This window comes from Ensifer sesbaniae (genome assembly GCF_013283665.1).
GTDB lineage: Bacteria > Pseudomonadota > Alphaproteobacteria > Rhizobiales > Rhizobiaceae > Ensifer > Ensifer sesbaniae.
The window spans coordinates 3,438,598-3,463,840 of record NZ_JABEKU010000001.1 but is presented as its reverse complement, the minus strand read 5'-3'; the positions used below and the strand labels follow the sequence as shown (position 1 = coordinate 3,463,840).

Annotated in this window: 26 protein-coding genes; 14 read left to right on the top strand and 12 right to left on the bottom strand. The window is 63.6% G+C overall.

All coding sequences use genetic code 11. From position 1 onward, the window contains the following. Positions 1–69: 69 nt before the first annotated feature. The 4 genes from ftsY to BHMPCIPO_RS16870 form a co-directional block, all read right to left on the bottom strand. Positions 70–1,551: a signal recognition particle-docking protein FtsY gene (ftsY, locus tag BHMPCIPO_RS16885; protein WP_446661675.1), complete on the bottom strand. Its 1,482-nt coding sequence runs from the start codon at positions 1,549–1,551 to the stop codon at positions 70–72. A gap of 321 nt (positions 1,552–1,872) precedes the next feature. Beyond that, positions 1,873–3,147: a tRNA (N(6)-L-threonylcarbamoyladenosine(37)-C(2))-methylthiotransferase MtaB gene (mtaB, locus tag BHMPCIPO_RS16880; protein ID WP_173517833.1), complete on the bottom strand. Its 1,275-nt coding sequence runs from the start codon at positions 3,145–3,147 to the stop codon at positions 1,873–1,875. Then, positions 3,144–4,055: a diaminopimelate epimerase gene (gene dapF, locus BHMPCIPO_RS16875; protein ID WP_173517832.1), complete on the bottom strand. Its 912-nt coding sequence runs from the start codon at positions 4,053–4,055 to the stop codon at positions 3,144–3,146. The genes mtaB and dapF overlap by 4 nt, the downstream gene beginning before the upstream one ends. Before the next feature lie 92 nt (positions 4,056–4,147). After that, the gene (locus BHMPCIPO_RS16870) at positions 4,148–5,161 is read right to left on the bottom strand and encodes an MBL fold metallo-hydrolase (RefSeq protein WP_173517831.1); all 1,014 of its coding nucleotides are present in this window, start codon (positions 5,159–5,161) and stop codon (positions 4,148–4,150) included. A gap of 117 nt (positions 5,162–5,278) precedes the next feature. Here BHMPCIPO_RS16870 and BHMPCIPO_RS16865 point away from each other — a divergent pair, with 117 nt between their 5' ends. From BHMPCIPO_RS16865 to trmD, 6 genes are all read left to right on the top strand, one after another. Continuing rightward, positions 5,279–5,755, top strand: coding sequence for a MarR family winged helix-turn-helix transcriptional regulator (locus BHMPCIPO_RS16865; RefSeq protein ID WP_173517830.1), 477 nt, complete (start codon positions 5,279–5,281; stop codon positions 5,753–5,755). Positions 5,756–6,107: 352 nt separating this feature from the next. Beyond that, complete coding sequence (gene ffh / locus BHMPCIPO_RS16860; RefSeq protein ID WP_173517829.1) at positions 6,108–7,673, top strand: signal recognition particle protein; 1,566 nt, start codon at positions 6,108–6,110, stop codon at positions 7,671–7,673. Between the two features lie 13 nt (positions 7,674–7,686). Further along, a complete protein-coding gene (locus BHMPCIPO_RS16855; protein WP_057254921.1) occupies positions 7,687–8,022 on the top strand; it encodes a chorismate mutase in 336 nt (111 codons plus the stop codon). A gap of 37 nt (positions 8,023–8,059) precedes the next feature. Then, positions 8,060–8,434 carry a 30S ribosomal protein S16 gene (gene rpsP, locus BHMPCIPO_RS16850; RefSeq protein WP_173517828.1) on the top strand — a complete coding sequence of 125 codons (375 nt, stop codon included), beginning with the start codon at positions 8,060–8,062 and terminating at the stop codon, positions 8,432–8,434. A 146-nt stretch (positions 8,435–8,580) separates the two neighbouring features. Continuing rightward, positions 8,581–9,144 carry a ribosome maturation factor RimM gene (gene rimM / locus BHMPCIPO_RS16845; protein ID WP_173517827.1) on the top strand — a complete coding sequence of 188 codons (564 nt, stop codon included), beginning with the start codon at positions 8,581–8,583 and terminating at the stop codon, positions 9,142–9,144. Positions 9,145–9,155: 11 nt separating this feature from the next. Next, a complete protein-coding gene (trmD, locus tag BHMPCIPO_RS16840; protein ID WP_173517826.1) occupies positions 9,156–9,848 on the top strand; it encodes a tRNA (guanosine(37)-N1)-methyltransferase TrmD in 693 nt (230 codons plus the stop codon). Here the strand turns inward: trmD and BHMPCIPO_RS16835 are convergent. Next, positions 9,830–10,576 (bottom strand): sulfite exporter TauE/SafE family protein, encoded by a 747-nt coding sequence (locus BHMPCIPO_RS16835; protein WP_173517825.1) that lies wholly within the window; start codon positions 10,574–10,576, stop codon positions 9,830–9,832. The two genes, trmD and BHMPCIPO_RS16835, sit on opposite strands and share 19 nt — an antisense overlap. A gap of 327 nt (positions 10,577–10,903) precedes the next feature. Here BHMPCIPO_RS16835 and rplS point away from each other — a divergent pair, with 327 nt between their 5' ends. The 6 genes from rplS (at position 10,904) to BHMPCIPO_RS16810 (ending at position 15,516) form a co-directional block, all read left to right on the top strand. Continuing rightward, on the top strand, positions 10,904–11,422 hold the full coding sequence (rplS, locus tag BHMPCIPO_RS16830; protein WP_173517824.1) for a 50S ribosomal protein L19: 519 nt from the start codon (positions 10,904–10,906) through the stop codon (positions 11,420–11,422). Between the two features lie 125 nt (positions 11,423–11,547). Further along, positions 11,548–12,357: a basic amino acid ABC transporter substrate-binding protein gene (locus BHMPCIPO_RS16825; RefSeq protein ID WP_173517823.1), complete on the top strand. Its 810-nt coding sequence runs from the start codon at positions 11,548–11,550 to the stop codon at positions 12,355–12,357. A gap of 29 nt (positions 12,358–12,386) precedes the next feature. After that, entirely contained in the window at positions 12,387–13,184 is a 798-nt protein-coding gene (locus BHMPCIPO_RS16820; RefSeq protein ID WP_210266588.1) for an amino acid ABC transporter permease, read from the top strand. Positions 13,185–13,223: 39 nt separating this feature from the next. Beyond that, positions 13,224–13,352: a hypothetical protein gene (locus tag BHMPCIPO_RS33470; RefSeq protein WP_282439048.1), complete on the top strand. Its 129-nt coding sequence runs from the start codon at positions 13,224–13,226 to the stop codon at positions 13,350–13,352. A 74-nt stretch (positions 13,353–13,426) separates the two neighbouring features. Continuing rightward, positions 13,427–14,836 carry a 3-isopropylmalate dehydratase large subunit gene (gene leuC / locus BHMPCIPO_RS16815; protein ID WP_173517821.1) on the top strand — a complete coding sequence of 470 codons (1,410 nt, stop codon included), beginning with the start codon at positions 13,427–13,429 and terminating at the stop codon, positions 14,834–14,836. Between the two features lie 143 nt (positions 14,837–14,979). Beyond that, positions 14,980–15,516: a SixA phosphatase family protein gene (locus tag BHMPCIPO_RS16810; RefSeq protein ID WP_173517820.1), complete on the top strand. Its 537-nt coding sequence runs from the start codon at positions 14,980–14,982 to the stop codon at positions 15,514–15,516. A gap of 22 nt (positions 15,517–15,538) precedes the next feature. On the opposite strand, the gene BHMPCIPO_RS16805 is transcribed toward BHMPCIPO_RS16810, so the two are convergent. Then, the gene (locus BHMPCIPO_RS16805; protein WP_173518201.1) at positions 15,539–16,087 is read right to left on the bottom strand and encodes a L,D-transpeptidase family protein; all 549 of its coding nucleotides are present in this window, start codon (positions 16,085–16,087) and stop codon (positions 15,539–15,541) included. A gap of 143 nt (positions 16,088–16,230) precedes the next feature. Here BHMPCIPO_RS16805 and BHMPCIPO_RS16800 point away from each other — a divergent pair, with 143 nt between their 5' ends. After that, a complete protein-coding gene (locus BHMPCIPO_RS16800) occupies positions 16,231–16,914 on the top strand; it encodes a response regulator transcription factor (RefSeq protein ID WP_034802783.1) in 684 nt (227 codons plus the stop codon). A gap of 96 nt (positions 16,915–17,010) precedes the next feature. Continuing rightward, entirely contained in the window at positions 17,011–17,466 is a 456-nt protein-coding gene (locus BHMPCIPO_RS16795; protein WP_173517819.1) for a cyclic nucleotide-binding domain-containing protein, read from the top strand. 133 nt (positions 17,467–17,599) lie between these two features. Here the strand turns inward: BHMPCIPO_RS16795 and BHMPCIPO_RS16790 are convergent, their stop codons facing one another. The 6 genes from BHMPCIPO_RS16790 to tesB form a co-directional block, all read right to left on the bottom strand. After that, positions 17,600–18,406 carry an exodeoxyribonuclease III gene (locus tag BHMPCIPO_RS16790; protein ID WP_173517818.1) on the bottom strand — a complete coding sequence of 269 codons (807 nt, stop codon included), beginning with the start codon at positions 18,404–18,406 and terminating at the stop codon, positions 17,600–17,602. Positions 18,407–18,602: 196 nt separating this feature from the next. After that, the gene (locus BHMPCIPO_RS16785) at positions 18,603–19,265 is read right to left on the bottom strand and encodes an outer membrane lipoprotein carrier protein LolA (protein WP_246304335.1); all 663 of its coding nucleotides are present in this window, start codon (positions 19,263–19,265) and stop codon (positions 18,603–18,605) included. Positions 19,266–19,399: 134 nt separating this feature from the next. Next, positions 19,400–22,069: an FtsK/SpoIIIE family DNA translocase gene (locus BHMPCIPO_RS16780; RefSeq protein WP_173517816.1), complete on the bottom strand. Its 2,670-nt coding sequence runs from the start codon at positions 22,067–22,069 to the stop codon at positions 19,400–19,402. Between the two features lie 239 nt (positions 22,070–22,308). Beyond that, the gene (locus BHMPCIPO_RS16775) at positions 22,309–23,736 is read right to left on the bottom strand and encodes an ammonium transporter (protein ID WP_173517815.1); all 1,428 of its coding nucleotides are present in this window, start codon (positions 23,734–23,736) and stop codon (positions 22,309–22,311) included. Between the two features lie 27 nt (positions 23,737–23,763). Continuing rightward, the gene (locus BHMPCIPO_RS16770) at positions 23,764–24,102 is read right to left on the bottom strand and encodes a P-II family nitrogen regulator (protein ID WP_034802765.1); all 339 of its coding nucleotides are present in this window, start codon (positions 24,100–24,102) and stop codon (positions 23,764–23,766) included. 234 nt (positions 24,103–24,336) lie between these two features. Next, entirely contained in the window at positions 24,337–25,221 is an 885-nt protein-coding gene (gene tesB, locus BHMPCIPO_RS16765) for an acyl-CoA thioesterase II (protein WP_173517814.1), read from the bottom strand. Positions 25,222–25,243: the final 22 nt, after the last annotated feature.

The following is a 25,243-nucleotide window of genomic DNA, read 5'->3' as shown; positions in this document are numbered from 1 at the left end:
GCTCATAACACCAGCTTTGCGGCAAAACCATATCAAGACGGCGGTCTCACGCAAACGCGCAACGCCTCGTCAGGCGGCAACGCCAGCGATCGCTTCGGCAAAATCCTTGGCCTCGAACGGTTCCAGATCGTCGACGCCTTCGCCGACGCCGATGAAATAGACCGGCAGCTTGTGCTTGGCGGAGATGGCGACGAGGATGCCGCCGCGCGCCGTGCCGTCGAGCTTGGTCATGATCAGGCCGCTGACGCCGGCGACGTTGCGGAAAATCTCGACCTGCTGCAGGGCGTTCTGTCCGGTGGTGGCGTCGAGGGTCTGCAGCACGGTATGCGGCGCATCCGGATCGAGCTTGCCGAGCACGCGGACGATCTTTTCGAGCTCGGCCATCAGCTCCGCCTTGTTCTGCAGGCGGCCGGCGGTGTCGATGATCAAGACGTCGGACTTCTTCTCGCGCGCCTGCTGGAAGGCCTCATAGGCAAGGCCGGCCGCATCGGCGCCGAGCTTGGAGGAAACGATGTCGGACTTGGTGCGCTCCGCCCAGATCTTGAGCTGCTCGATCGCCGCGGCGCGGAAGGTGTCGCCGGCGGCGAGCATGACCTTGAGGCCCGCGCCCGAAAGTTTGGCGGCGAGCTTGCCGATCGTCGTGGTCTTGCCGGTGCCGTTGACGCCGACCACCAGGATGACGTGCGGCTTGTGGCTGAGATCCAGCTCCAGCGGCTTGGCGACGGGCGAAAGAACCTTGGTGATCTCGCCGGCCATGATGCGCGAGACGTCCTCGCCGGAAACATCCTTGCCGTAGCGCTCGGAGGCGAGCGTGTCGGTGATGCGCATCGCCGTCTCGACGCCGAGGTCGGCCTGGATCAACAGGTCCTCGAGATCCTGCAGCGTCGCTTCGTCGAGCTTGCGCTTGGTGAACAGGCTGGCGATCTGGCCGGTGAGCTGCGACGAGGTGCGCGCGAGGCCGCGGCGCAGCCGCTGGTACCAGGTGAGCTTTTCCTTCGGCGCGGCGGCCGGCTCTTCCCTGGGTTTGCGTTCGGCGGCCGAGAAGCCCTTGGGGAGGGCGGGGGTGGAGGCTGTCTCGGCTTCACCTGCCTCGATTTGTGCGACGTCGGCCGTCGTTTCCGCGGCGTCGCTCTTTGTGGTCTCTGAGCTTTCTTGGAGGGCTACGGCTTCACCCCCCTCTGCCCTGCCGGGCATCTCCCCCACAGGGGGGGAGATTGCGCTGGGCTCGCTCTCGGCGTCAGGCACAAGCGTTTCGACTGCCGTGATGTCGCTTGCTTCGGTTTCGGCATTGTCCGCAGGTGGCACGGCTTCCGCGGTGCTCTCGGCGGTTTCGGCCTTGTGGGAGGCTACGATGGTTTCTTTGGATTCCGCCGGCTTCTCGGCAGAGATCGTTTCCGCAGCCTCGATGGCTGCAGGCATGTCGTTGGAGGTCGACGCGGTCTCCATCTGATCTCCCCCCTTGTGGGGGAGATGTCCCGAAGGGACAGAGGGGGGTATCGCTGCCTCAGCCTCCACGGGCGCCGTATCGGCCTCGTCACGGGTAAGTTCCATGGCATCGTCGGAGGCGGGGCCACCGGCGGTCTCGATCTCGGCAACGAGCACCGGATCGTCCTCGGAGAGAGGCAGCGTCTCGATGTCGACAGGCGGTTCGAAGGCGGCTTCGGGGCTTTCCTCGACGATCTCTGCCTCGGCGACAGAGGCGGACGGTTCCACTGCCTCAGCATTTGGCACGGGCTGCCGCTCCGCCTCGGGCGAAGAGACAATCGTCTCGTCAGGCACACCTCCCGGCGGCTTCGTTTCCTCCACCGCGCCCTTGCCGAAGGTGAAGATCCTTTTGATGAAACCCATTGCCATTCAGGAATTCCGCATAAATCAGGCCGCAGCCATCTGTTTTACCTGCATCGTCAGATGCTTGCCATTGTGGCCGGTGATCGTGACCGGGACAAGCGCGCGGGCTTTCAGGCCGGCGGCGTCGACGAGCGTGAAGTTTTCGGTATGGGCGAGCCCGTTGTTCTCGACCAGGATCGTCTGTTCGCTGCCGATCATGCCTTCGAGATGCTGCGCGTAAAGCGTTGCGCCGACGGCGCGCAGGCGGGCGGCGCGATCCTTGACGAGGCCGCGATCGAGCTGCGGCATGCGTGCCGCCGGCGTGCCCGGACGCGGGCTATAGGGGAACACATGCAGATGCGCGATGCCGCAATCCTCAGCGAGCCTCGCAGCATTCTCGAACATCTCCTCGGTCTCCGTCGGGAAACCCGCGATCATGTCGGCGCCGAGGCTGATCTCCGGTCGCAGTCGACGGACTTGATCGGCGAAGGCGCGGGCATCGGCGCTCGAATGCCGGCGTTTCATGCGCTTCAGGATCAGGTCGTCGCCATGCTGCAGCGACAGGTGCAGATGCGGCATGAAGCGCGCCTCGTCGGCGATCAGGTCGAAGAGGTGCTTGTCGGCCTCGATTCCGTCGATCGAGGATAGCCGCAGGCGGCGGATCTCCGGCACCTGCTTCAACAGCGTCTTGGCAAGCAGGCCGAGCGTCGGCGTGCCCGGCAGGTCGGCGCCGTAGCTGGTGGCGTCCACACCGGTCAGCACGATCTCGCAGTAGCCTGCTCCGACGAGCTTGCGCGCCTGGTCGACGACGGCACCCATCGGCACGGAGCGGGAATTGCCGCGGCCATAGGGGATGATGCAGAAAGTACAGCGATGGTCGCAGCCGTTCTGCACCTGGATGAAGGCGCGCACGTGGCCGTCGATGTGCTTGACCATCTGCGGTGCCGTGGCGCGCACGCTCATGATGTCGTTGACGCGCAGCTTTTCTTCCGCCGAGACGCCGAAATCGGGCAGGGCGCGATAGGAGGCGCTCTTGAGCTTTTCCTCGTTGCCGAGCACGGCGTCGACCTCGGCCATTCCGGCAAAGGTCTCCTTTTCCGTCTGCGCGGCGCAACCGGTGACGATGATGCGGGCATGCGGATTGTCGCGGCGCGCGCGGCGGATTGCCTGGCGCGCTTGGCGCACCGCCTCGCCGGTGACGGCGCAGGTGTTGACGAGGATGGCGTTGTTCAGCCCCGCCTTCTCGGCTTCCGCCCGCATCACTTCGGATTCGTAGGTATTGAGGCGGCAGCCGAAGGTTATGACCTCGACGCCGCTCAAAGCGCCTGCGCTCCGCTGGCCCCGGTTTCGTCGCGCTGCCAGGTGCCGGTGGAGGGGTTCAGCGTGCCGGACCATTCCCATTCGGCCGGGCCGGTCATGATCACATGATCGTCGCGCTCGCGCCATTCGATCGTCAGCCTAGCCGGAGCAGGGGCGGAAGAGACGTCGATCGTCACCTTTCGGCCGGTGCGACCCGTGCGCGCGGCGCTGACCGCTGCGGCGCAGGCTGCAGAGCCGCAGGCCAGCGTCAGCCCCGCACCCCGTTCCCAGGTGCGGGTGCGCAGCGACGACGGCGAAAGCACCTGTGCCAGCGTGATGTTGGCGCGCTCGGGGAACATCGGATGGTTTTCAAGCAGCGGACCGAAGCGATCGAGATCGAAGGACATCGGATCCTTGTCGACCCAGAAGATCGCATGCGGATTGCCCATCGACATGGCCGAGGGCGAATGCAGGACGGGATTGTCGATGGGGCCGATCTGCAATTCGATGCGGCTCGTATCGGCGAACTCCTCGGCAAGCGGGATCCTGTTCCAGGCAAAGACCGGCTTGCCCATATCGACCGATATCGTGCCGTCCTCATGCTCCGCGGCATTCAGGATGCCGGCGACGGTCTGGAAGGTGAACGCCTTCTTGCCGGTTTCTGCGGCAAGCGCCTGGACGACGCAGCGCGTGCCGTTGCCGCAGGCCTGGGCCATGGAGCCGTCGCAATTGACGATGTCGATCCAGGCGTCGGTGCCGGTCGCCTTCGGGTCGTGGATCGCCATGATCTGGTCGAAGGCCGTCGCCGGGTCGGCATTGAGCGCGATCGCGGCTGCGGGCGTCACCCGATCCTTCCGGCCGCGCATGTCGACGACGAGGATCTTGTTTCCAAGCCCGTTCATTCTGGCGAATTGCACGTTGTCGGTCATGTGGCGATGGTCCAAACCGGCCTGCATCAAGCGAGGCACCCTTCATTCGGGCTGTATATGGCGGAAAAGCCCGGAAATTACCAGTGCCGCCTTCATTCTCCGGCGGATGCGGCAGCAGGCACGTCGAAGACCTCGCCGGGGCGCAGCGGCCGGAAGCGGGAGCGGGCGATGCCGGCCGCATCGAGCGCCCGTTCCAGCGCAAGCCGCGGCTCATCGACACCCTCATCGGTCAGGCGGAACGTGCCCCAGTGGTGGCCGGCGACGTGGGCGGCGGCACAATCGATCATGCCGCGCACCGCTTCTTCCGGGTTCTGGTGCTGGTCCTGCATGAACCAGCGCGGTTCGTAGGAACCGAAGGGCAGGTTGGCGAGGCGGAAGGCGCCGTGTTTTTCACGGGCGGCCCGATAGTTTATGCCGTCGTGAAAGCCGGTGTCGCCGACATGGTAGATCTTGCCGGCCGGCGTCTCCAGGACGAAGGCGGCCCATAGCGCCATGCGCCGGTCGCGTGAGCCGCGGGCCGACCAGTGGTGGCAGGGTTCCGCGTGAATCACGACGTCGTCGCCGCAATCGACCCGATCGTGCCAGTCGACCACCGTTATTTCGGCATCGGGAACGGCGTGGCGGATGATCGTGTCGTTCCCGAGCGGAGTAATGATCCGGGGCGTGTGTTCTTCGTGAAGCGCGGCCAGCGTTTCGACATCGAGATGGTCGTAATGGTTGTGGGTGACCAGCACGATGTCGATCGGCGGAAGATCGTCGAGCTCGATGCCGGGGGCATTGCGGCGCTGCGGGCCGGCAAAGGCGAAGGGGCTGGCGCGATGCGCCCATACGGGATCGGTGAGGATGTTCGTGCCATGCACCTGAATGAGCAGCGTGGCGTGTCCGACCATCGTTACTCTGAGACGCTCGCCTTCGACGCTGAGTTCGGGCTTCGCCTGTGCGAACGGGCTTGGATAGTGCGTCGGCCACCGCACCTTGCCTCGGCCGAATTGCCAGCGCAGAAGGTCGGGTAGCCCGCGCGGCTCCGTTCCGCCGGGATTGAAGAAGCGCGTTCCGTCGAAATGATCGGAGACGGAGCCCTGATAGTATGGATTTCGGATCTTCATCCCTGGCCTTCCGGCGTGTGTCTTTGTTGCATCAAGTGTCGCGCCGGTCGCGTTCGGTTGAAAGGTCAAAGTTTAACAATTTGTTGAAAACAGCAACTGAATTGCTATCGTGATTGCATGCTCGTCCGATTCGATCCGCATCAACGCCTCTACAAGACCCTCAAACTGGTCCGCTCTATCCATCTCAATATGCAGCGTTCGACAGAACATATGCTCGATGGCGCCGGCGTTTCAGTGGCAGAGCGGGCGGTACTCGAACTTTTTTGCGACGAGCCGCTGACGGTGCCGGAAGCGGCACGGCGACTGTCGATGAAGCGACAGTTCGTGCTGCGCGTCGCCATCGGCCTGATGGAAAAACAATTGCTCGAAAAACAGCCGAACCCGGAACATCGCCGCGCCTATCTTTGCGCCCCGACCGTCCCCGGACGTGCCTTGTTCGAGGAAATTCACCGCCGCGAAGTCGAGATGCTGCACGCCATGCTCGGCGACATCAACCAGACCGAGGTGGTGGCGGCGCTTCGGGTGATGACGCGTGTGGCGACGGCTTTCGAGCGTCTAGCCGGCGAATTGGAGACCGACGGAGAAGTGCGCTGACAGCGCTCGTTCCGTCGTGCGGGTATTCATCCTCCGGGAAGGTCCATGGCGGGTCGATGGAATCCGAAACGGCTTCCACGAAATGCCCTCGCCCAAGGCAGAAAGCGCTTCATTGCCCTGCCGTCCTTGACTTTTGCCGCGCTTTCCTGTTTATCCGCCGCAATTCCTTCGCAAGCTCAAGTCTTCGAAGCCGCCGACCGGGTCCCGCAAAGGTATAAAGAGAACCCGGAGGTCACCATCCGACAGCGCGTCGCGCCCTCGGGTGGTTTTTGGCTTTGCGCCTTGTTTTCTTGGCGAGGGAACCCACGTTTCCGGCGAGTTGATCGCCACCGGAAACCAGAAGGAAGTAAGAATGTTCGAGAGCCTCCAGGACCGCCTTGGTTCCATATTGAATGGACTGACCGGCCGCGGCGCATTGTCGGAAGCCGATGTTTCCGCCGCGCTCCGCGAGGTTCGCCGTGCGCTGCTCGAAGCCGACGTCGCGCTCGACGTCGTGCGCTCCTTTACCGAAAAGGTTCGCGAGAAGGCCGTCGGCGCCGAGATCCTGAAGTCGATCAAGCCCGGCCAGATGGTCGTCAAGATCGTCCATGACCAGCTCATCGAGATGCTCGGCTCCGAGGGGGTCACCATCGACCTCAATGCGCCGGCGCCCGTCGTCATCATGATGGTCGGTCTGCAGGGCTCGGGTAAGACGACGACGACAGGCAAGATCGCCAACCGGATGAAGTCGCGGGACAAGAAAAAGGTCCTGATGGCTTCGCTCGACACCCGCCGTCCGGCCGCGCAGGAGCAGCTGCGTCAGCTCGGCGTGCAGACCGGCGTCGACACGCTGCCGATCATTGCCGGCCAGTCGCCGACCGATATCGCCGCGCGCGCCGTCCAGGCTGCCAAGCTCGGCGGTCATGACGTCGTCATCCTCGACACCGCCGGCCGTACCCATATCGACGAGCCGCTGATGATCGAGATGGCGGAGATCAAGCGGAAGTCCAATCCGCATGAAATCCTGCTCGTCGCCGATGCGCTGACTGGTCAGGACGCCGTCAACCTCGCCCGCAACTTCGACGAACGTGTCGGCATCACCGGCCTGGTGCTTACCCGCATGGATGGCGACGGCCGCGGCGGTGCGGCGCTCTCGATGCGCGCCGTCACCGGCAAGCCGATCAAGCTCATCGGTGTCGGCGAGAAGATGGGCGAGCTCGAAGAGTTCCATCCCCGCCGCGTCGCCGACCGCATCCTCGGCATGGGCGACATCGTCTCGCTGGTCGAAAAGGCGGCCGAGAACATCGACGCCGAGAAAGCGGCGGCCATGGCCGCCAAGATGGCCAAGGGCAAGTTCGACCTGAACGACCTCGCCGACCAGCTCAAGCAGATGCAGAAGATGGGCGGCATGGGCGGCATCATGGGCCTGATGCCCGGCATGGCCGGCATGAAGGACAAGATGGCTGCGGCCGGTCTCGACGACACGCTCTTCAAGCGCCAGCTCGCCATCATCTCGTCGATGACCAAGGCCGAGCGCGCCAACCCGGACCTGCTCAAGCATTCGCGCAAGAAGCGCATCGCTAGCGGCTCCGGCACCGATGCCGCCGACATCAACAAGCTTCTGAAGATGCACCGCCAGATGGCGGACATGATGAAGATGATGGGCGGCAAGGGCAAAGGCGGCATGATGAAGCAGATGATGGGCGGCCTTGCCAACAAGATGGGGCTCGGTGGCCTCGGTGGCGGCGGCATGCCTGACCTGTCGAAGCTCGACCCCAAGCAGCTCGAAGCGCTGCAGAAGCAGGCGGAAGCAGCCGGCCTCAAGCCGGGCGGAATGCCGGGCCTTGGCGGCGGTGGCCTGCCGGGTCTCGGCGGCGCCAAGCTTCCGGGCCTCGGTGGCGGCTTCCCCGGCCTTCCCGGCCTGCCGAAGAAGAAGTGAGGATCGGCAAGAGATGATTGATCCCGAAATCAAACAGGAATTGGCGGGCTACCGGCAGTCGATCGACAACATCGATGCCGCGCTCGTCCACATGCTGGCCGAACGCTTCCGCTGCACCCAGGCAGTCGGCGTTCTCAAGGCCAAGCATGATCTGCCGCCGGCCGACCCGGCGCGCGAAGAATACCAGATCGAACGCCTGCGCCGCCTGGCCAAGGATGCCAATCTGGACCCGGATTTCGCCGAGAAGTTCCTGAACTTCATCATCAAGGAAGTCATCCGGCATCATGAAGCCATCGCCGCCGATCGCTCGCATAGCGCGGGCAACGCCGGCACAAACCATTCCGCTTGAACGAAGCGGTCAAGAAAGCCTGCAAGGAGTAACTGAAATGGCACTGAAAATTCGTCTCGCCCGTGGCGGTTCCAAGAAGCGTCCGTACTACCAGATCGTCGTTGCCGACGCCCGCAGCCCGCGCGACGGCCGCTTCCTCGAGAAGATCGGCTCCTGGAACCCGATGCTCGGCAAGGACGACGAAAAGCGCGTCGAGCTCGACGCCGAGCGCGTCGCTCACTGGATCGCCCAGGGCGCCCAGCCGACCGACCGCGTTCTGCGCTTCCTCGACCAGGCTGGCCTGGCAAAGCGCCCGGCTCGCAACAACCCGACCAAGGCCGTTCCGGGCAAGAAGGCTCAGGAGCGCGCTGCCGAAGCCAAGCAGAAGGCTGAAGAAGCCGCTGCTGCCGCTGCAGAAGCTGCCGCGGAATAATAGCCGGCAATCGGTTTGGAGCGGGATCGGCGGTCTTTCGACCGCATCCCTGCTTCGGCTTGCCGTGACATAAGGAAACGGGTGGCATTTCCATGCCGCCCGTTTTCCGTTATGTGCACCGATATATCCCGAAACGGACGCGGACGATGAGCAAACTCGAAAACCCGGTTCTGATGGCGACGATCGGCGCGGCGCAAGGTTTGCGCGGCGAGGTCAGGGTCAAGTCCTTTACCGACGATCCGACGGCGCTCGGCGACTACGGCAACCTGCACAGTGCCGACGGCCGCGTGTTCGAGGTACTGGAAATCCGCGAGGCGAAGAACGTCGTGATCGTGCGCTTCCGCGGCGTCAACGACCGTAACGCCGCCGAGGCGCTCAATGGCCTCGAGCTCTTCATCGAGCGGGACAACCTGCCGGACGAGGATCTCGACGAGGACGAGTTCTTCTATGCCGATCTCGAGGGCTTGGAAGCGATCGACGGCAACGGCACCAGCTATGGCAAGGTCAGTGGCGTATTCGACTTCGGCGCCGGTGATCTCCTGGAGCTGAAGGGGCCGGGCAGGCGCCCGGTGCTGATCCCCTTTACCGAATGGTCGGTGCTGGAGATCGATCTGGAGGCGGGCAGGCTGCTGGTCGATCCGGTTGCCGCCGGTCTTTCCGACGACAAGGACCAGGATTCGGACAATCCGTTTTCCACAAAACGCAAGTGAACGATGCGGCAATGACCTTTCGTGCGACCGTTCTGACGCTCTATCCCGAGATGTTTCCGGGCCATCTCGGCGTTTCCCTCTCGGGCAAGGCACTGGAGCGCGGCCAATGGTCGATCGAGGCGGTGCAGATCCGCGATTTTGCCGAGGACAAGCACCGCACCGTCGACGACACGCCGGCCGGCGGTGGTGCCGGCATGGTGCTGAAGCCCGACGTGCTCGCCCGGGCGATCGACCATGTTTCTGAGGGCGATGATCGCCCGCGGCTGCTGATGAGCCCGCGCGGCCGGCCGCTGACGCAGGCGCGGGTGCGCGAACTTGCCGCCGGTCCCGGTGTCGTCATCGTCTGCGGACGCTTCGAAGGCGTCGACCAGCGGGTGATCGACGCCCGCGGCCTCGAAGAGGTTTCGATCGGCGATTATATTCTTTCCGGCGGCGAGCCGGCGGCGCTGACGCTGCTCGATGCCGTGGTGCGCATCCTGCCCGGCGTCATGGGCAACGAGCTTTCGGGGGTTCATGAAAGTTTCGAAGGCGGGCTGCTCGAGCATCCGCATTATACCCGGCCGCAGGTCTTCGAGGGCCGCGAAATCCCGGCGGTGCTGACCTCGGGCAACCACGGCGCCATTGCCAAGTGGCGCGAGGCGGAGGCGAAGCGCCTCACCGCCGAGCGCAGGCCCGACCTTCTCGATCAGCCCGTGAAGAAATAATAGGCGGCCAGCAGCAGGCCGACGGCGACGACGAGGGCGCGGATGATCGCCTGCGGCACGCGCCTGGCCGCCCAGACGCCGGAGTAACCGCCAAGGGCCGCTCCCGGTACCATGATTGCCGCATGCAGCCAGGAAACGACGCCGCCGGCGGCGAAGACGACGATGGCGATCGCGGCAATCACGATCGAGATGAAGTTCTTGAGCGCGTTCAGCCGGTGGTAGCCGCCACCGGTCGCCAGCCCCAGCACTGCCAGCATCATGATGCCCATGCCGGCGCCGAAGAAGCCGCCATAGACGGAGGTGACGAACTGGGCGCCGATCCCGGCCGGATTGATCGCATGCTCGTCAACGCGCGCCTTGGGCCTCAAGAGCGGCCCGGCGGCGAAGATCGCCGTTGCCGCAAGCAGCAGCCAGGGGACCAGCGCGCGGAAGGAGGCGTTGGAAAGCGAGACGAGAAGCAGCGCACCGCCCAGACCGCCGAGCGCCGAGATCACGCCGAGCAGCATCGCATAGCGGCTGTCGGCGCGGATCTCTTTGGCATAGGCGAGTGCCGAGGTGATATAGCCCGGGAACTGGATGATCGACGAGGTCGCATTGGCGACGATCGGCGAAAGGCCGCCAAGCGTCATCGCGCCGAAGGTCAGGAACGTTCCGCCGCCGGCGATGGCATTGACGATACCGGACAGGAAGCCGGCCGTAAAAAGCATGAGCACTTCGAAGATATGCATGGTCTCCCCCGACCCACCACGCTCGGGATAGCCGGTGGTTGTGACGGCCGCAAGTCCGTTGCATCCGATAATCGCCCGCGCGTGTTTGCGGATTTTCTGATAGAATCATCATGTTCGGCGCGGATCGCCGAGAAAATATGGCTTCCGGGGATGACAAGCCGAACCGATTGGTGTATGTGCCGCCCCGGTTCGGGTTCTGTGCCCGTCGACCAAAACAAAGAATGGCGAATCCGCTCCTGTCGGTTTCCGGCAAGACCTGAAGGCAAGCCCGACAGGTTCATCGAGAGCGCTCTGGCTGTTTCAGAAGAACTTGAAAGGTTTAGACCGATGAACATCATCCAGCAGCTGGAAGCCGAACAGGCCGCCAAGATCGCCGCCAAGCGCACGCTCCCCGAATTCTCCGCAGGCGACACGCTGCGCGTCAACGTCCGCGTCGTCGAAGGCAACCGTACCCGCGTTCAGGCCTATGAAGGCGTCTGCATCGCTCGTTCGGGCGGCGGCATCAACGAAAACTTCACGGTTCGCAAGATCTCCTACGGCGAAGGCGTCGAGCGCGTATTCCCGGTTTACTCTCCGCTCGTCGAGAGCGTCGAAGTGGTTCGCCGCGGTAAGGTCCGTCGCGCCAAGCTCTACTACCTGCGCGATCGTCGCGGCAAGTCGGCTCGTATCGTCGAGAACACCGGCACGCGCGCCCGCAAGCTGAACGAAGCCGAGCGCCAGGCGATTGCCGAGGAAAAGGCACGCATCGAGGCTGAAAAGGTTGCAGCAGCTCAGGCGCTCGCCGCCGAGAAGGCAGCAGCCGAAGCCGCCGAAGCAAAGGCAGCAGCGGAAGCCGCAGCAGAATAAGATTTCAATCTTCTTGGATTGGTGGAAAGGCGGCCTCGGCCGCCTTTCTTTTTTGGTACTATGCGCTTGTCTTTTCGACGGAATTTGTGACATTTTCCGCTGCCACAATTTTCGGGAGCCCTCCAATGACAATCCGTCGCCACGTGCTTGCGGGCATCGCAGCCGCACTTGCCGTTCCTTTCGCATTTTCTGCACCGGCCACTGCCAGCGACCTGCCCGATCTCGGCGGCAAGACGGTCGTCGTCGTCACGGAGAACGCCTACCCGCCGCTGCAGTTCGTCGATCCGAAGACCGGCGAAGCCAAGGGCTGGGAATACGACGCCATGAACGAGATCGCCAAGCGGTTGAATTTCAAGGTCGAATACCAGAACACCAGCTGGGACGCGATGATCCAGGCGGTGCATGACGGCCAGTACCAGATCGGCATGACCGGCATCACCATCAAGGATGACCGCAAGGAGAAGGTCGACTTCTCGGACCCCTATATGCGTTCGCAGCAGTTCATGCTGGTGCGCAGCGATGAAAACCGCTTCAACGACGGCAAGAGCTTCGGCGCCTTTGCCGACGGTCTCGTCGGCGCTCAGCCGGGCACCTCGCCGTTCTACACCGCCGTCTACGAAATGCTTGACGGCAACGAACAGAACCCGCGCATCAAGCTGTTCGAGACCTTCGGTGCGACCGTCCAGGCGCTGAAGGCCGGCGACGTCGACGTGGTGCTGACCGATAGCGTCGCCGCCAAGGGCTATGTCGACTCCTCCGAAGGCAAGCTCAAGGTCGTCGGTGGTCCGCTCGGCACCGAGGATTTCGGCTTCATCTTCCCGAAGGGCTCGGATCTCGTCGCTCCGGTCAACGCCGCGATCAAGGCCTTGAAGGAAGACGGCACCTTCGATGCCCTCGATAAGAAGTGGTTCCTCGAATACAAGATGGGCGGCTGATCTGAGTGGCTGCCCCGCAATCTCCTGATATGTCCGGCAAGGGCGACTATCCCTGGTGGTTGGTCGCCCTTCTCGTGATCGCGGTGGCGCTTGCCGCCGTGATCGTCAGCAATGACATCTTTTCCGAAGTTTTCACCGTCGTCTTCAAGGGCCTCGGCGTTACCGTTTTCGTGACCCTCATGGGGTTCGTGCTGGCGACGACGCTCGGTCTCGGCATCGCGCTGATGGCGCTCTCCGAGCATACGGCGCTGCGGCAGATCGCGCGCTTCTATACCGAAGTCATCCGCGGCGTGCCGATCCTGGTTCTGCTGTTCTACATTGCCTTCGTTGGAGCGCCGGCGCTGGTCGTCGCCGCCAATTTCGTCTGTGCGCCATTGATCGGTGCCGGCTGGATGGACCCGGTCGTCGTGCGCGACATCTCGCTGATGTGGCGCGCAATCATCGCCTTGATGATCGGCTATTCCGCCTTCATCGCCGAGGTGTTCCGGGCCGGCATCCTTTCGGTCGACAAGGGGCAGGTCGAGGCCGCGAAAGCGCTGGGACTTACGCGCTATCAGCGTTTTCGCCTCGTCATCTTCCCGCAGGCGGTCCGCGTGATCCTGCCGCCGCTCGGCAACGACTTCGTCGCCATGGTCAAGGATTCGTCGCTCGTGTCGGTGCTCGGCGTCGCCGACATCACGCAGATGGGCAAGGTCTACGCCTCCGGTTCCTTCCGCTTCTTCGAGACCTACTCGATCGTCGCCTATGTCTATCTGGTGCTGACCATCGGCCTGTCTCTGGCATTGCGGGCGCTGGAGCGGCGGCTGCGACGTGCCGAGCAGCGCTGAGGCCGCTTCCACCGATTGCCGACCTGTCAGAAAATTGATATGAACACGGCCATGGAATCCAAATTCGGATGTCGCGAACAGAAAATTGTCGTGCTGCAGGATCACAAGCGCCTGCCGGCACGCTTCTTTGCGCGCGTCCACGGGGCGCTCACAAGCCGCCTATCCTGATCTCCTGATCAGCGTTTCCGGCCGCCCTGCCGCCGGCTTTCCCTACCTTTTGAAAACTCGATGGATATACCGCCATGAGCGCACCGCGTACCCTCTATGACAAGATCTGGGACGACCACCTGGTCAACGAGCAGGAAGACGGCACCTGTCTTCTCTACATCGATCGTCACCTCGTTCACGAGGTGACGAGCCCGCAGGCCTTCGAGGGCCTGCGGATGGCCGGCCGCCAGGTCCGCGCCCCGGAAAAGACGCTCGCCGTCGTCGACCACAACGTTCCGACGTCGGCCGACCGCCACCTCGGCATCAAGAACGAGGAAAGCCGCATCCAGGTCGAGGCGCTCGCCAAGAACGCCGCCGACTTCGGTGTCGAATACTATTCCGAGAACGACAAGCGCCAGGGCATCGTGCACATCGTCGGCCCGGAGCAGGGCTTCACCCTGCCGGGCATGACCATCGTCTGCGGTGACAGCCACACCTCGACGCACGGCGCCTTCGGTTCGCTGGCCCACGGCATCGGCACCTCCGAGGTCGAGCACGTGCTCGCCACCCAGACGCTGATCCAGAAGAAGGCGAAGAACATGCTGGTGCGCGTCGACGGCCAGCTTCCGCCCGGCGTCACCGCCAAGGACATCATTCTCGCGATCATCGGCGAGATCGGCACCGCCGGCGGCACCGGCCACGTCATCGAATTTGCCGGCGAGGCGATCCGCTCGCTGTCGATGGAAGGCCGCATGACCATCTGCAACATGACGATCGAAGGCGGCGCCCGCGCCGGCCTGATCGCGCCCGACGAGACGACGTTCGCCTATATCAAGGACAAGCCGCGCGCCCCGAAGGGCAAGGCCTGGGATATGGCGCTCGAATACTGGAAGACGCTGCACACGGACGAAGGTGCGCATTATGACCGCGTCGTCGTGCTCGACGCCGCCAACCTGCCGCCGATCGTTTCCTGGGGCTCCTCTCCGGAAGACGTCATTTCGGTTCAGGGCATCGTTCCGAACCCGGACGACATCCAGGAAGAGACCAAGCGGGCCTCCAAGTGGCGCGCGCTCGACTATATGGGCCTGAAGCCGGGCACGAAGATCACCGACATCGCCATCGACCGCGTCTTCATCGGCTCCTGCACCAACGGCCGCATCGAGGACCTCAGGGCCGTCGCCCAGGTCGTCGAAGGCCGCAAGGTCGCCTCGACCGTTTCGGCGATGATCGTTCCGGGCTCGGGCCTGGTGAAGGAACAGGCCGAGGCCGAGGGCCTCGACAAGATCTTCAAGGAAGCCGGATTCGACTGGCGCGAGCCGGGCTGCTCCATGTGCCTGGCGATGAACGACGACCGGCTGAAGCCGGGCGAACGTTGTGCGTCGACGTCGAACCGCAACTTCGAAGGTCGCCAGGGCTTCAAGGGTCGCACGCATCTGGTCTCGCCGGCCATGGCGGCCGCCGCGGCGGTGGCGGGTCACTTCGTCGACATCCGCGAATGGAAATAAGCCGGATTTGAGCTTTTCCGGCGCAAATGGCCGCCCTTCGGGGCGGCCTTTTTTGTCTGCGCGCATTCAAGGCATTCCGCGCGGCTCGGCGAAATGCGCTAAGCTGTCCACTCCTGGCCCGAAGAGCCTTGGGAGGACGACGGATGAGCGACGACCTGCCTGTTCACACCTACTGCCTGATGCTGCTTCGGCATGCCAAGTCCGCCTGGCCGGACGGCGTCGCCGATATCAATCGTCCGCTTGGCGAACGTGGCCGCAAGGCGGCGCCCCGGATGGGCGACTACATGAAGCAGCATAAACTCGTGCCGGAACGCGTCCTCGTCTCGACGGCGAAACGTGCACAGGAGACCTGGCAGTTGGTGGCGGCCGCTTTGCCGTCGGGGATTGCGGTCGAGAATACCCGCGCGATCTACGAAGTGGGGGCGGCGCAGATCCTGAGCGTCCTCCGCGAGACCGATCCGGCCGTCGGGACGCTGCTCGTCGTCGGCCACAATCCCGGGATGGAGGACCTGGCGTTCCAACTCGTCGGTTCCGGCGATGCGGACTTGCGGATGCGTATGGCGGACAAGTTTCCGACGGCTGCCCTTGCCGTGCTCGAATTCGAAGCAACGGGTTGGCGCGAGCTTGCGCCCGGCGGTGCCAAGCTCCGGCGTTTCGTGACGCCCCGGTCGCTGGCCTGACTGACACCAGCCCTGGCCGGTATCAGAGAACCTGGATAACGGTGCCGCGCCGCATATGCGGGATCAGCCGCGACATGGCGGACAGGCTGACCGCGACGCAGCCCTGCGTCGGCTCATAGCCCGGCCGGATCAGGTGGAAGAAGATCGCCGAGCCGGCATTTCGCCGGCGAGCCATAAGGTTCCAGTCCATCACCAGGCAGATGTCATAGAGCCCGTCCTCGCGCATCATTTCCTCATGGCTCGGCGCGAAAGGTGCCGTGACCGGACGATTGTATTGGGCGTGGCCTGACGCGTCGCACCACAGCATGCCCTTGCGCGTGGTCCGCGTCGGCAGCGGCGTCGGCGGCAGGGAGAGCCGATCGCGCCTGACATAACCGCAGATCAGCTTCATTGCGGCGCGCGGGGTGGCGCCGTCACCCTCGCGCTTCAGGCTGGTGATGCCGCTTCGTCCGATCGCCGCCTGCTCGACGCGGCCGTCGAAGCAGACCAGTGCCCGCTTTCGATCGCGCGGCGCCGGGCGAACTGTGATGATGGATTTGGCTGGTCTTTTTCCCGACGTTTTCTTGCGCATCATTCTCACGGATTTTTGCTTTGCCCGTGATTTGGGGGGCACCATAAGCACGGTTGCGAATATAACGATCCAGCAATGCTGGTTCGCTTGCCAACACAGGCATTTGAGCTAGTTTGAAAATGGAAGCAAACAGGAATTGTCCAATGGCGACCCGTACCATTCTTCTTGTCGATGACGACAATGACCTGCGCGAGACATTGGTCGAGCAGCTCTCGCTCTACGAAGAATTCGATCTCATCCAGGAGGCGACCGCCGGCAAGGGCATCCAGACCGCGCGGGCGCAGCAGGTAGATCTGCTGATCATGGACGTCGGCCTACCCGACATGGATGGCCGCGAGGCGGTAAAGCTTCTGCGCAAGGGCGGCTTCAAGGCGCCGATCATCATGCTGACCGGCCACGACACCGATTCGGATACGATCCTCGGGCTGGAAGCCGGCGCCAACGACTATGTGACGAAGCCGTTCCGCTTCGCCGTGCTGCTTGCCCGCATACGCGCGCAGTTGCGCCAGCACGAGCAGAGCGAGGACGCGACCTTCAGCGTCGGGCCCTACACGTTCAAGCCCAGCCAGAAGCTGCTGACGCTTGAGAACGGCCAGAAGATTCGTCTCACCGAGAAGGAAGCGGCGATCATCCGCTACCTCTATCGCGCCGACCAGAAGGTGGTGACGCGCGATGTTCTGCTCGAAGAAGTCTGGGGTTACAATTCCGGCGTCACCACCCATACACTGGAAACCCATGTCTACCGGCTGCGCCAGAAAATCGAGCGGGACCCTTCCAATGCCGAGATTTTGGTGACAGAGAACGGCGGCTACAAGATCGTTCCGTAGCCGGGCTATGCATGGCGCAACCTGCTCCATGCCATGTTCCGTTTTCCGTTATCGCCCTGCCGGTCGGCAGCGACGTGACTTCCGGAGGTTAGCCGCTTGGCGCTCAACGATGATATCGTGCTTCTGTCCAACGTGCCGCTGTTTGCCGATATCAGCGAGGACAAGCTCAGACTGATCGCCTTCGGCGCGGAGCGGCGCCGCATATTCAAGGGGCAGGAACTGTTTCGCGAAGGGGCGCCCGCCGATTGCGCCTATGCGATTGCGAGCGGCAGCCTGTCCTTGTCGAAGGCAGGCGCCGACGGTTCCCTGGCGACGGTTACCACGGTTGGCCGTGGCGCACTTCTGTCGGAACTGGCCCTGATCTCGATGGTCGAACGCAAGTTCACGGCGACCGCCGAGGAAGACAGCGAGGTCATCCGCATCAACCGGCCGCTCTTCCGCCGCATGCTGGAAGAGTATCCGGAAGTGGCGGAGCTCGTCGAAGTGCGCATCCGCGAGAACCTGCAGGCGATGATCCGCCGGGCCGGCGCGCTCGCCGGCCGCTTTGCCTGAGCGCGGGTAAAGGGCTTCTGTCCGTTACCGCCGGTATTTCAGCGAACCGAGCACCGTGCGGCCCTGGCCGAAATAGCAATAACCATCGGTGCAGACCTCTTCGCGGCGGTCGCCGAGATTGGTGACGCTCCGGCTAGATGTCGAAATGGGCGATGACCGGCACGTGGTCGGAGGGACGCTCCCAGCCGCGCGCTTCGCGCAGGATGTCGACGTGCTTCAGCACCGGCGCCAGGTCCGCGGAGGACCAGATGTGGTCGAGCCGGCGGCCGCGGTCGGCAGCCTCCCAGTCCTTCGCGCGGTAGCTCCACCAGGTGTAGAGCTTGGTCGGTGCCGGTGTGTGCTGGCGCATCAGGTCGACCCAGCCGCCGCCGGTCATGACCGTGGTCAGCCCTTCGGTCTCGATCGGCGTGTGGCTGACGATCTTCAAGAGCTGCTTGTGCGACCAGACGTCGTCTTCGAGTGGTGCGATGTTGAGGTCGCCGACGAGGATCGAGGAGATGCCGGCCTCGGCCTCCGCGTGCAGCAGCTTCATCTCCTCGACGAAGTCGAGCTTGTGGCCAAACTTCGGGTTGATGGTGCGGTCCGGCTCGTCGCCGCCCGCCGGAACATAGAAATTGTGCAGCCGGATCTTCTTGCCGCCGGCCTCGAAGACGACCGACAGGTGGCGGGCATCGCCGACGCCGCAATAGTCGCGGCGGTCGCTGAGCTCATGCAGCGGCAGGCGCGAGATCGTTGCCACGCCGTGATAGCCCTTCTGGCCGTGCATCTCGATATGATTGTAGCCGAGCGCCTTCAGGGGCTTGGAAGGGAACTGGTCGTTCGGGCACTTGGTCTCCTGCAGGCAGAGGATGTCCGGCTGCCAGGTCTTCAGGAGATGCTCGACAAGCGGCATGCGCAGGCGAACGGAATTGATGTTCCATGTGGCAACGGAAAGGGCCATTCGTCATTCCCTGATCGGCTGGGGCCGGGCGTTCGCGAAGGAAAGGCCGGCTTGGGATGGATGTTTGACCTGAGCTTTAAGCAGGTCCGACGCGCCGGGACAAGAAATGGGCGAACGGGATCGCACGAAAAAGGCTGCCATCCGGCGGCCGCATGTCCATCATGCCAGCGGTCGGGATGCCGGCGGTTGGATATCTTTAGCCGCCCCGCTTGTTGCGGACCTCGTCATAGGGGATCTGGAAGACCTTGTCGTCCAACGGCATCCCGGTCTGGACATTGAAGATCATGACCGAGGTATCCTTCTTCTGCGCGTCGGTGATCGTCCACTGGCGCAGGTCGTAGGTCTTCGGGTCGAACATCATGGTAATGGTCGAATCGCCGAAGATCGAGCGGTCGCCAAGCACGATGGTGATGAGGTCGGACTCTTCCTTGACGCCGCGCACCATCTTGCCGGTCAGGTCGATCTTCTCGCTGAGCAGCAGGTTGAGCGGCGTCTTCGACAGCGGATAGATGTCCCAGGTCTTGAGCTTCATGTTGCCGATGACCACCGACTTGCCGTCGGCGATGACGCGCATCGGCGAGGGGGCCTCATAGTTGAAGCGGATGCGGCCGGGGCGGCGGATATAGAACTTGCCGCCGGTCTGTTCGCCGCGCGGGCCGAACTGCACGAATTCACCGGCCATGGTCTTCACCGAGGAGAAGTGGTCGGCGATCTTCTGGGCGGCACTCGGCGCCTGCGCGAATGCCTGGGTGAGGTCGAGACCGGTGCCGCCGATGCCGGCAAGCGCCGCAAGCCCGCACACGAAGAGGCGGCGCGAAATCACCGGAGGATTGCGCTCGCCGATTTTGGTCTCTGTCATCTCAGTCTCCTTCATTTACCGATCATCTGGAGCGCAAGTGCGGCGCCTTCAAGGCGCCGTTTCCGAGCTTTGCGGCTTGTGCTCTCACATGACCGTTACTGGTCCGGGGCGTCTGCCCTCGTCTGTCGGCCGCATCAGCGGCCGGTGATTTCCGCTTCGGTCGGAACCAGGATCTCGCGCTTTCCGGCGTGGTTCGCCGGGCCGATGATGCCTTCCTGCTCCATGCGCTCGATCAGCGATGCCGCCCGATTGTAGCCGATCCCGAGGCGGCGCTGCACGTAGGAGGTGGAAGCCTTGCCGTCGCGCAGAACGATCGCGACCGCCTGATCGTAGGGGTCGTCGGAATCGGCGAGGTTGGAGGTGCCGGCCGGTCCGCCGCCCTCACCATCCTCGTCGTCGTCCTCGGTGATGGCATCGAGATACTGCGGCACGCCCTGGGTCTTCAGATAGGCAACGACTTCCTCGACCTCGGTGTCGGAGACGAAGGGACCGTGGACGCGCTGGATGCGGCCGCCACCGGCCATGTAGAGCATGTCGCCCATGCCGAGCAGTTGCTCGGCGCCCTGTTCGCCGAGGATCGTGCGGCTGTCGATCTTCGAGGTGACCTGGAACGAGATGCGGGTCGGGAAGTTGGCCTTGATCGTGCCGGTGATGACGTCGACCGACGGGCGCTGCGTCGCCATGATGACATGGATGCCGGCGGCACGCGCCATCTGGGCGAGGCGCTGGACAGCGCCTTCGATGTCCTTGCCGGCGACCATCATCAAGTCGGCCATTTCGTCGATGATGACGACGATGTAGGGCATCGGCGACAGGTCGAATTCTTCCGTTTCGTACATCGCCTCGCCGGTCTGGCGGTCGAAGCCAGTCTGTACCGTGCGGGTGATCGATTCACCCTTGGCAAGCGCCTGCTCGACGCGGCTGTTGAAACCGTCGATGTTGCGCACGCCGATTTTCGACATCTTCTTGTAGCGCTCTTCCATCTCGCGCACCGTCCACTTCAGCGCGACGACTGCCTTCTTGGGATCGGTCACGACCGGCGAAAGCAGGTGCGGGATGCCGTCATATACGGAGAGTTCGAGCATCTTCGGGTCGATCATGATCAGGCGGCACTGATCCGGGCGCAGCCGATAGAGCAGCGACAGGATCATGGTGTTGATCGCCACCGACTTGCCCGAGCCGGTGGTACCGGCGACGAGCAGATGCGGCATCTTGGCGAGATCGGCAACCACGGGCTCGCCGCCGATCGTCTTGCCGAGCGCCATGGCAAGGCGTGCCTTGGAAGTCTCGAAGTCTCGCGAGCCGATGAGTTCGCGCAGGTAGACGGTTTCGCGCCGCTGGTTCGGCAGTTCGATGCCGATGGCGTTGCGACCCGGAACGACGGCGACGCGGGCAGCGATTGCGCTCATCGATCGGGCGATGTCGTCGGCAAGGCCGATGACACGGGACGATTTGATGCCGGGTGCCGGCTCCAGTTCGTAGAGGGTGACGACCGGACCCGGGCGCACGTGGATGATCTCGCCCTTGACGCCGAAGTCCTCGAGCACGCCTTCGAGCATGCGGGCATTCTGCTCGAGTGCGTCGGGCGACAGCGACGCGTCGCGGCTGACGTTCTTCGGTTCGGCAAGGAAATGCATCGGCGGCAGCGTGAAGTCGCCATCATCCTCGACGAAGGAGCGCTGGGCTTCGCGCTCGATCCGCTGGCCGGCTTTCGGACGGGGCGCCGGCGTTGCCACGCGCGAGCCCGATTTCGGCAGGCCCTGCTTCGGCGGCGCTGCCCGCGGCGCCCAGTCGGATGCCGGATCGTCGTCCTCGTCGTCCGGCAGGATGCCGGCGGGGCGGCGCTCGTCGATGTCGAAGGACGGATCATCGTCCTCACCGTCGGCCATGATCGGCGGGGGCGTGACGATGCGGCGTTCGGAGCGGCCGAGCGAGGGTTCGATGCGGTCGCCGGCAGCCATCGGCTTCGGCCGGACCGGCTCGTTCAGCGTGCCGAACTCGTCATTGTTGAAGTCGTAAGGCTCGTCATACTGGCGCTTGGGCGAACTGCGCGTGCCGCTCATGCCGAAAATACGGCGCACGCGCGCGTGCATCGTGTAGCGCATATGGGCGAAGGAGCCCATCAGCAGGGTGAAGGGACCTTCGCTGTCGTCCTCGTCCAGCTCGTCGCGAACGGTACGCGCCTTGCTCGGCGTCGGTTCGACAACCTCCTCGTCTTCCTCTTCGTCGCTGACGCCGATGAGACCGGCGCTGTAGATCAGGCACCAGGCGGCGGGTGCCGCAAAGATGCAGGCAAGCACGGTCGCGAGCGTGCCGGTCGGGAAGGCCCCGGTGAAGAGTGCGGGAAAACGGAGAATCATGTCGCCGAAGACGCCGCCGAGGCCGTTGGGCAAGGGCCAGGTGATGGGGGCGGGGACGCAGCTCAGCGCCGCACCGGCAAGCACGGAGCCGATGAACCAGACGCCGAGGCGCTTGAAGATCTTGTCGAAGCGCTTGCCGCTGATCAGCACCAGCGCCCAGGCAACGGCCGGCAGCAGCGCGACGACGCTGGCAAGGCCGAAGAATTGCATGAAGATATCGGCAAAGGCCGCACCCGGATAACCAAGCACATTGGTCGGCGCTTCCGACGTGGCATAGGAGAAGCTCGGGTCGGCGACGTTCCATGTCGATAGCGCCGCGACAGCCAGCGCCAATGCGCCGAACAGCGCAAAGCCCGCCAGCGACGCGATCTGTCGCCAAACGAAGGTGGTTAGCACGAACCGGTTGGAACGGCTGTCAAGCGTTGCCGGATTGCTTCTGCTCATATTGCCTGCTGCCCGTGTCGATCTCGAGGGCACATTGCGTGCCATGGAATCAACCTAAGCGGAGTACGGTTAATGCGACATTAACCATGCGTAGTTGCCGCTAAAATAACGGTGAGCTGGGCTTCTGTAGGCGCCGAAAGGAAAAAAGGCCCGGATCTTGCGATCCGGGCCAAAGGCGATCCGCATCAGACGGATCGCGACGGGACTTGGGTGGCGCCGTTTGTGGCGCCACGTTGCACTTAGCTGGCGTGGTAGGCGGCTTCGCCGTGGGACGAGAGGTCGAGGCCCTCGCGTTCGGCTTCGACGGAGACGCGCAGGCCGACGATTGCGTCCACCACCTTGAAGATGATCAACGAACCAATACCGGACCAGACCACGGTGACGAGCACGCCCTTGAGCTGCGACAGGACCTGGGTTGCCGTGCCGGCATAACCGGCGGCGAAATCCGCGGTGGAGTAGTCGACGATGCCTGCGCCGCCGAGGGCCGGATTGACGAGAATGCCCGTGGCGATGGCACCGAGGATGCCGCCGACGCCGTGCACGCCGAAGACGTCGAGGCTGTCGTCGTAGTTGAACTTGTTCTTCACGACGTCGACGAAGAAGTAGCAGACCGGCGAGACGATGAAGCCGAGCACGATCGCACCCATCGGGCCTGCGAAGCCGGCAGCCGGCGTGACGGCGACGAGGCCGGCGACGGCACCGGACGCTGCACCGAGCATCGAGGCCTTGCCGCGGACGAGCGTTTCGACGACGGCCCAGGAGATGATGGCGGCGGCGGTTGCGAGGAAGGTATTGATCATCGCGAGGCCGGCATAGGCGTTGGCCTCGAGGTTGGAGCCGGCATTGAAGCCGAACCAGCCGACCCAGAGCAGCGACGCGCCGACCATGGTGAGCGTCATCGAGTGCGGCGCCATGATTTCCTTCTTATAGCCCGTGCGCTTGCCGAGCAGGATGGCGCCGACGAGACCGGCAATGCCAGCGTTGATGTGAACCACCGTGCCGCCGGCGAAGTCGATCGCGCCGAAGGAGAAGATCAGGCCGGTCGGAGCCGTGTAGGCGCTCGGGCCGCCCCAGAACCAGACCATGTGGGCGATCGGGAAGTAGACGAACGTGACCCAGAGAATGACGAACAGCACGACGGCCGAAAAGCGGATGCGCTCGGCGAAGGCGCCGACGATCAGCGCCGGCGTGATGCAGGCAAAAGTCATCTGGAAGACGACGAAAACATATTCGGGGATGAACACGCCCTTGGAGAAGCTCTCGGCGAGCGTGGTCGTGTCGACGCCGGCCAGGAACATCTTCGACAGGCCGCCGACGAACAGGTTGAGCGAGCCGCCGTCCGTGAAGGCCAGCGAGTAGCCGTAGGTGACCCAGATGATCATGACGATCGCGGTGATCATCAGAACCTGCATCAGCACCGACAGCATGTTCTTGGCGCGCACCAGGCCGCCATAGAAGAGGGCAAGGCCCGGAACGGTCATGAGGAGCACGAGGATGGTGGACAAGAGCATCCAGGTGGTATCGCCCTTGTCGGGAACCGGGACGGCCGCGGCAGCCTCTGTTGCGGCCGGCGCCGCTTCCTGGGCGAAGGCAACAACCGGCGCAAGCAGGGCGGCGGTCAGTGCGCCCAGGCGTCCGAGAGAGGTGGAGAATTTCATTGATGACATCGAGTAGTGCTCCCTGAACGGCGTGATTTACAACGCTTCTGAATCGGTTTCGCCGGTGCGGATGCGCACGGCATGGTCAATGGCGTAGACGAAGATCTTGCCGTCGCCGATCTGGCCGGTCTTGGCGGCTGCAGCGATCGCTTCCACGGCCTTGTCGACGAGCTCCGAGGGGACTGCGATCTCGACCTTCAGTTTCGGTAGGAAGCTCACGGCATATTCGGTGCCGCGGTAGATTTCGGTATGTCCCTTCTGGCGGCCGTAGCCTTTGACTTCGGTTACGGTCAGGCCCTGGATGCCGACAGCAGTGAGGGCTTCGCGAACCTCATCGAGCTTGAACGGCTTGATAATGGCCATCACAATTTTCATCTGGTTTCATCCTTGTTCGCCTCCGGCGGAGGCCGTCTCTCCTTGCTGCGGAGCGCCAGAGCGCCGTGCAACCGGACAATGACATTCAAGGGGCGTGCCAGATTCAGGAGCCTCCGCTAAGATTATGAAAAACAAGAAGAAAAACGAAAGCCGCAGCACGGGTGCTGCGGCGTACTAAAAATTCGTCAATTTAGAAGATCAAAAAATAGGCAGATTATTGAATCTGCCCGTTTTCTATTCAGATGCCTTTTTCCGGATCAACCCTTCCTGGGCGACGGAGGCGATCAGCACGCCGGAACGCGTAAAAAGGCTGCCTCTGGTCATCCCGCGGGCACCATGTGCACTCGGACTGTCCTGGGTATAGAGCAGCCAGTCGTCCATCTTGCAGGGGCGGTGGAACCACATGGCGTGATCGAGGCTTGCGACCTGCAGGTTCCGGTCGAAGACCGAAGTGCCGTGCGCATAGAGCGAGGTGTCGAGCAGGGTCATGTCGGAGAGATAGGCAAGGATGGCCGCCTGGATATGGCGCTCGTCCGGAACCGTGCCGACCGCCTTGACCCAGACGTCCTGGATCGGCTTGCCGTCGTTGCGGGTGAAATAGTGGTGCAGCGAAGCCGGGCGGATCTCGATCGGACGCGGCCGCTCCCAGTAGCGCCGGATCGCTTCCGGCGCGTGGACGAGGAATTTCTCCTTCAGCTCCTGTTCGCCCGGCAAGGTCTCGGGCATCGGCAGCTTCGGCATCTCGATCTGGTGGTCGAAACCGTCCTCGTCGTACTGGAACGAGGCGGACATCGAGAAGATCGCCTTGCCGTGCTGAATGGCGACCACACGGCGGGTGGCGAAGCTCGAGCCGTCGCGGATACGGTCGACCTCGTAGATGATCGGCACCGATGGATCGCCCGGCCGCATGAAATAGGCGTGCAGCGAATGGACGAAGCGGCCGGCGTCGACGGTCCGCTGGGCCGCCACCAGCGCCTGGCCGATGACCTGGCCGCCGAAGACCCGCTGCCAGCCGACCTGCGGGCTCAAGCCCCGGAACAGGTTTTCCTCCAGCTTCTCGAGGTTGAGAATGGCGAGCAGCGCATCCATGGGCGTGGCGGTCTCAGTGGGGCGCGACATTTCGGCTGTCTCCGATGGTAGG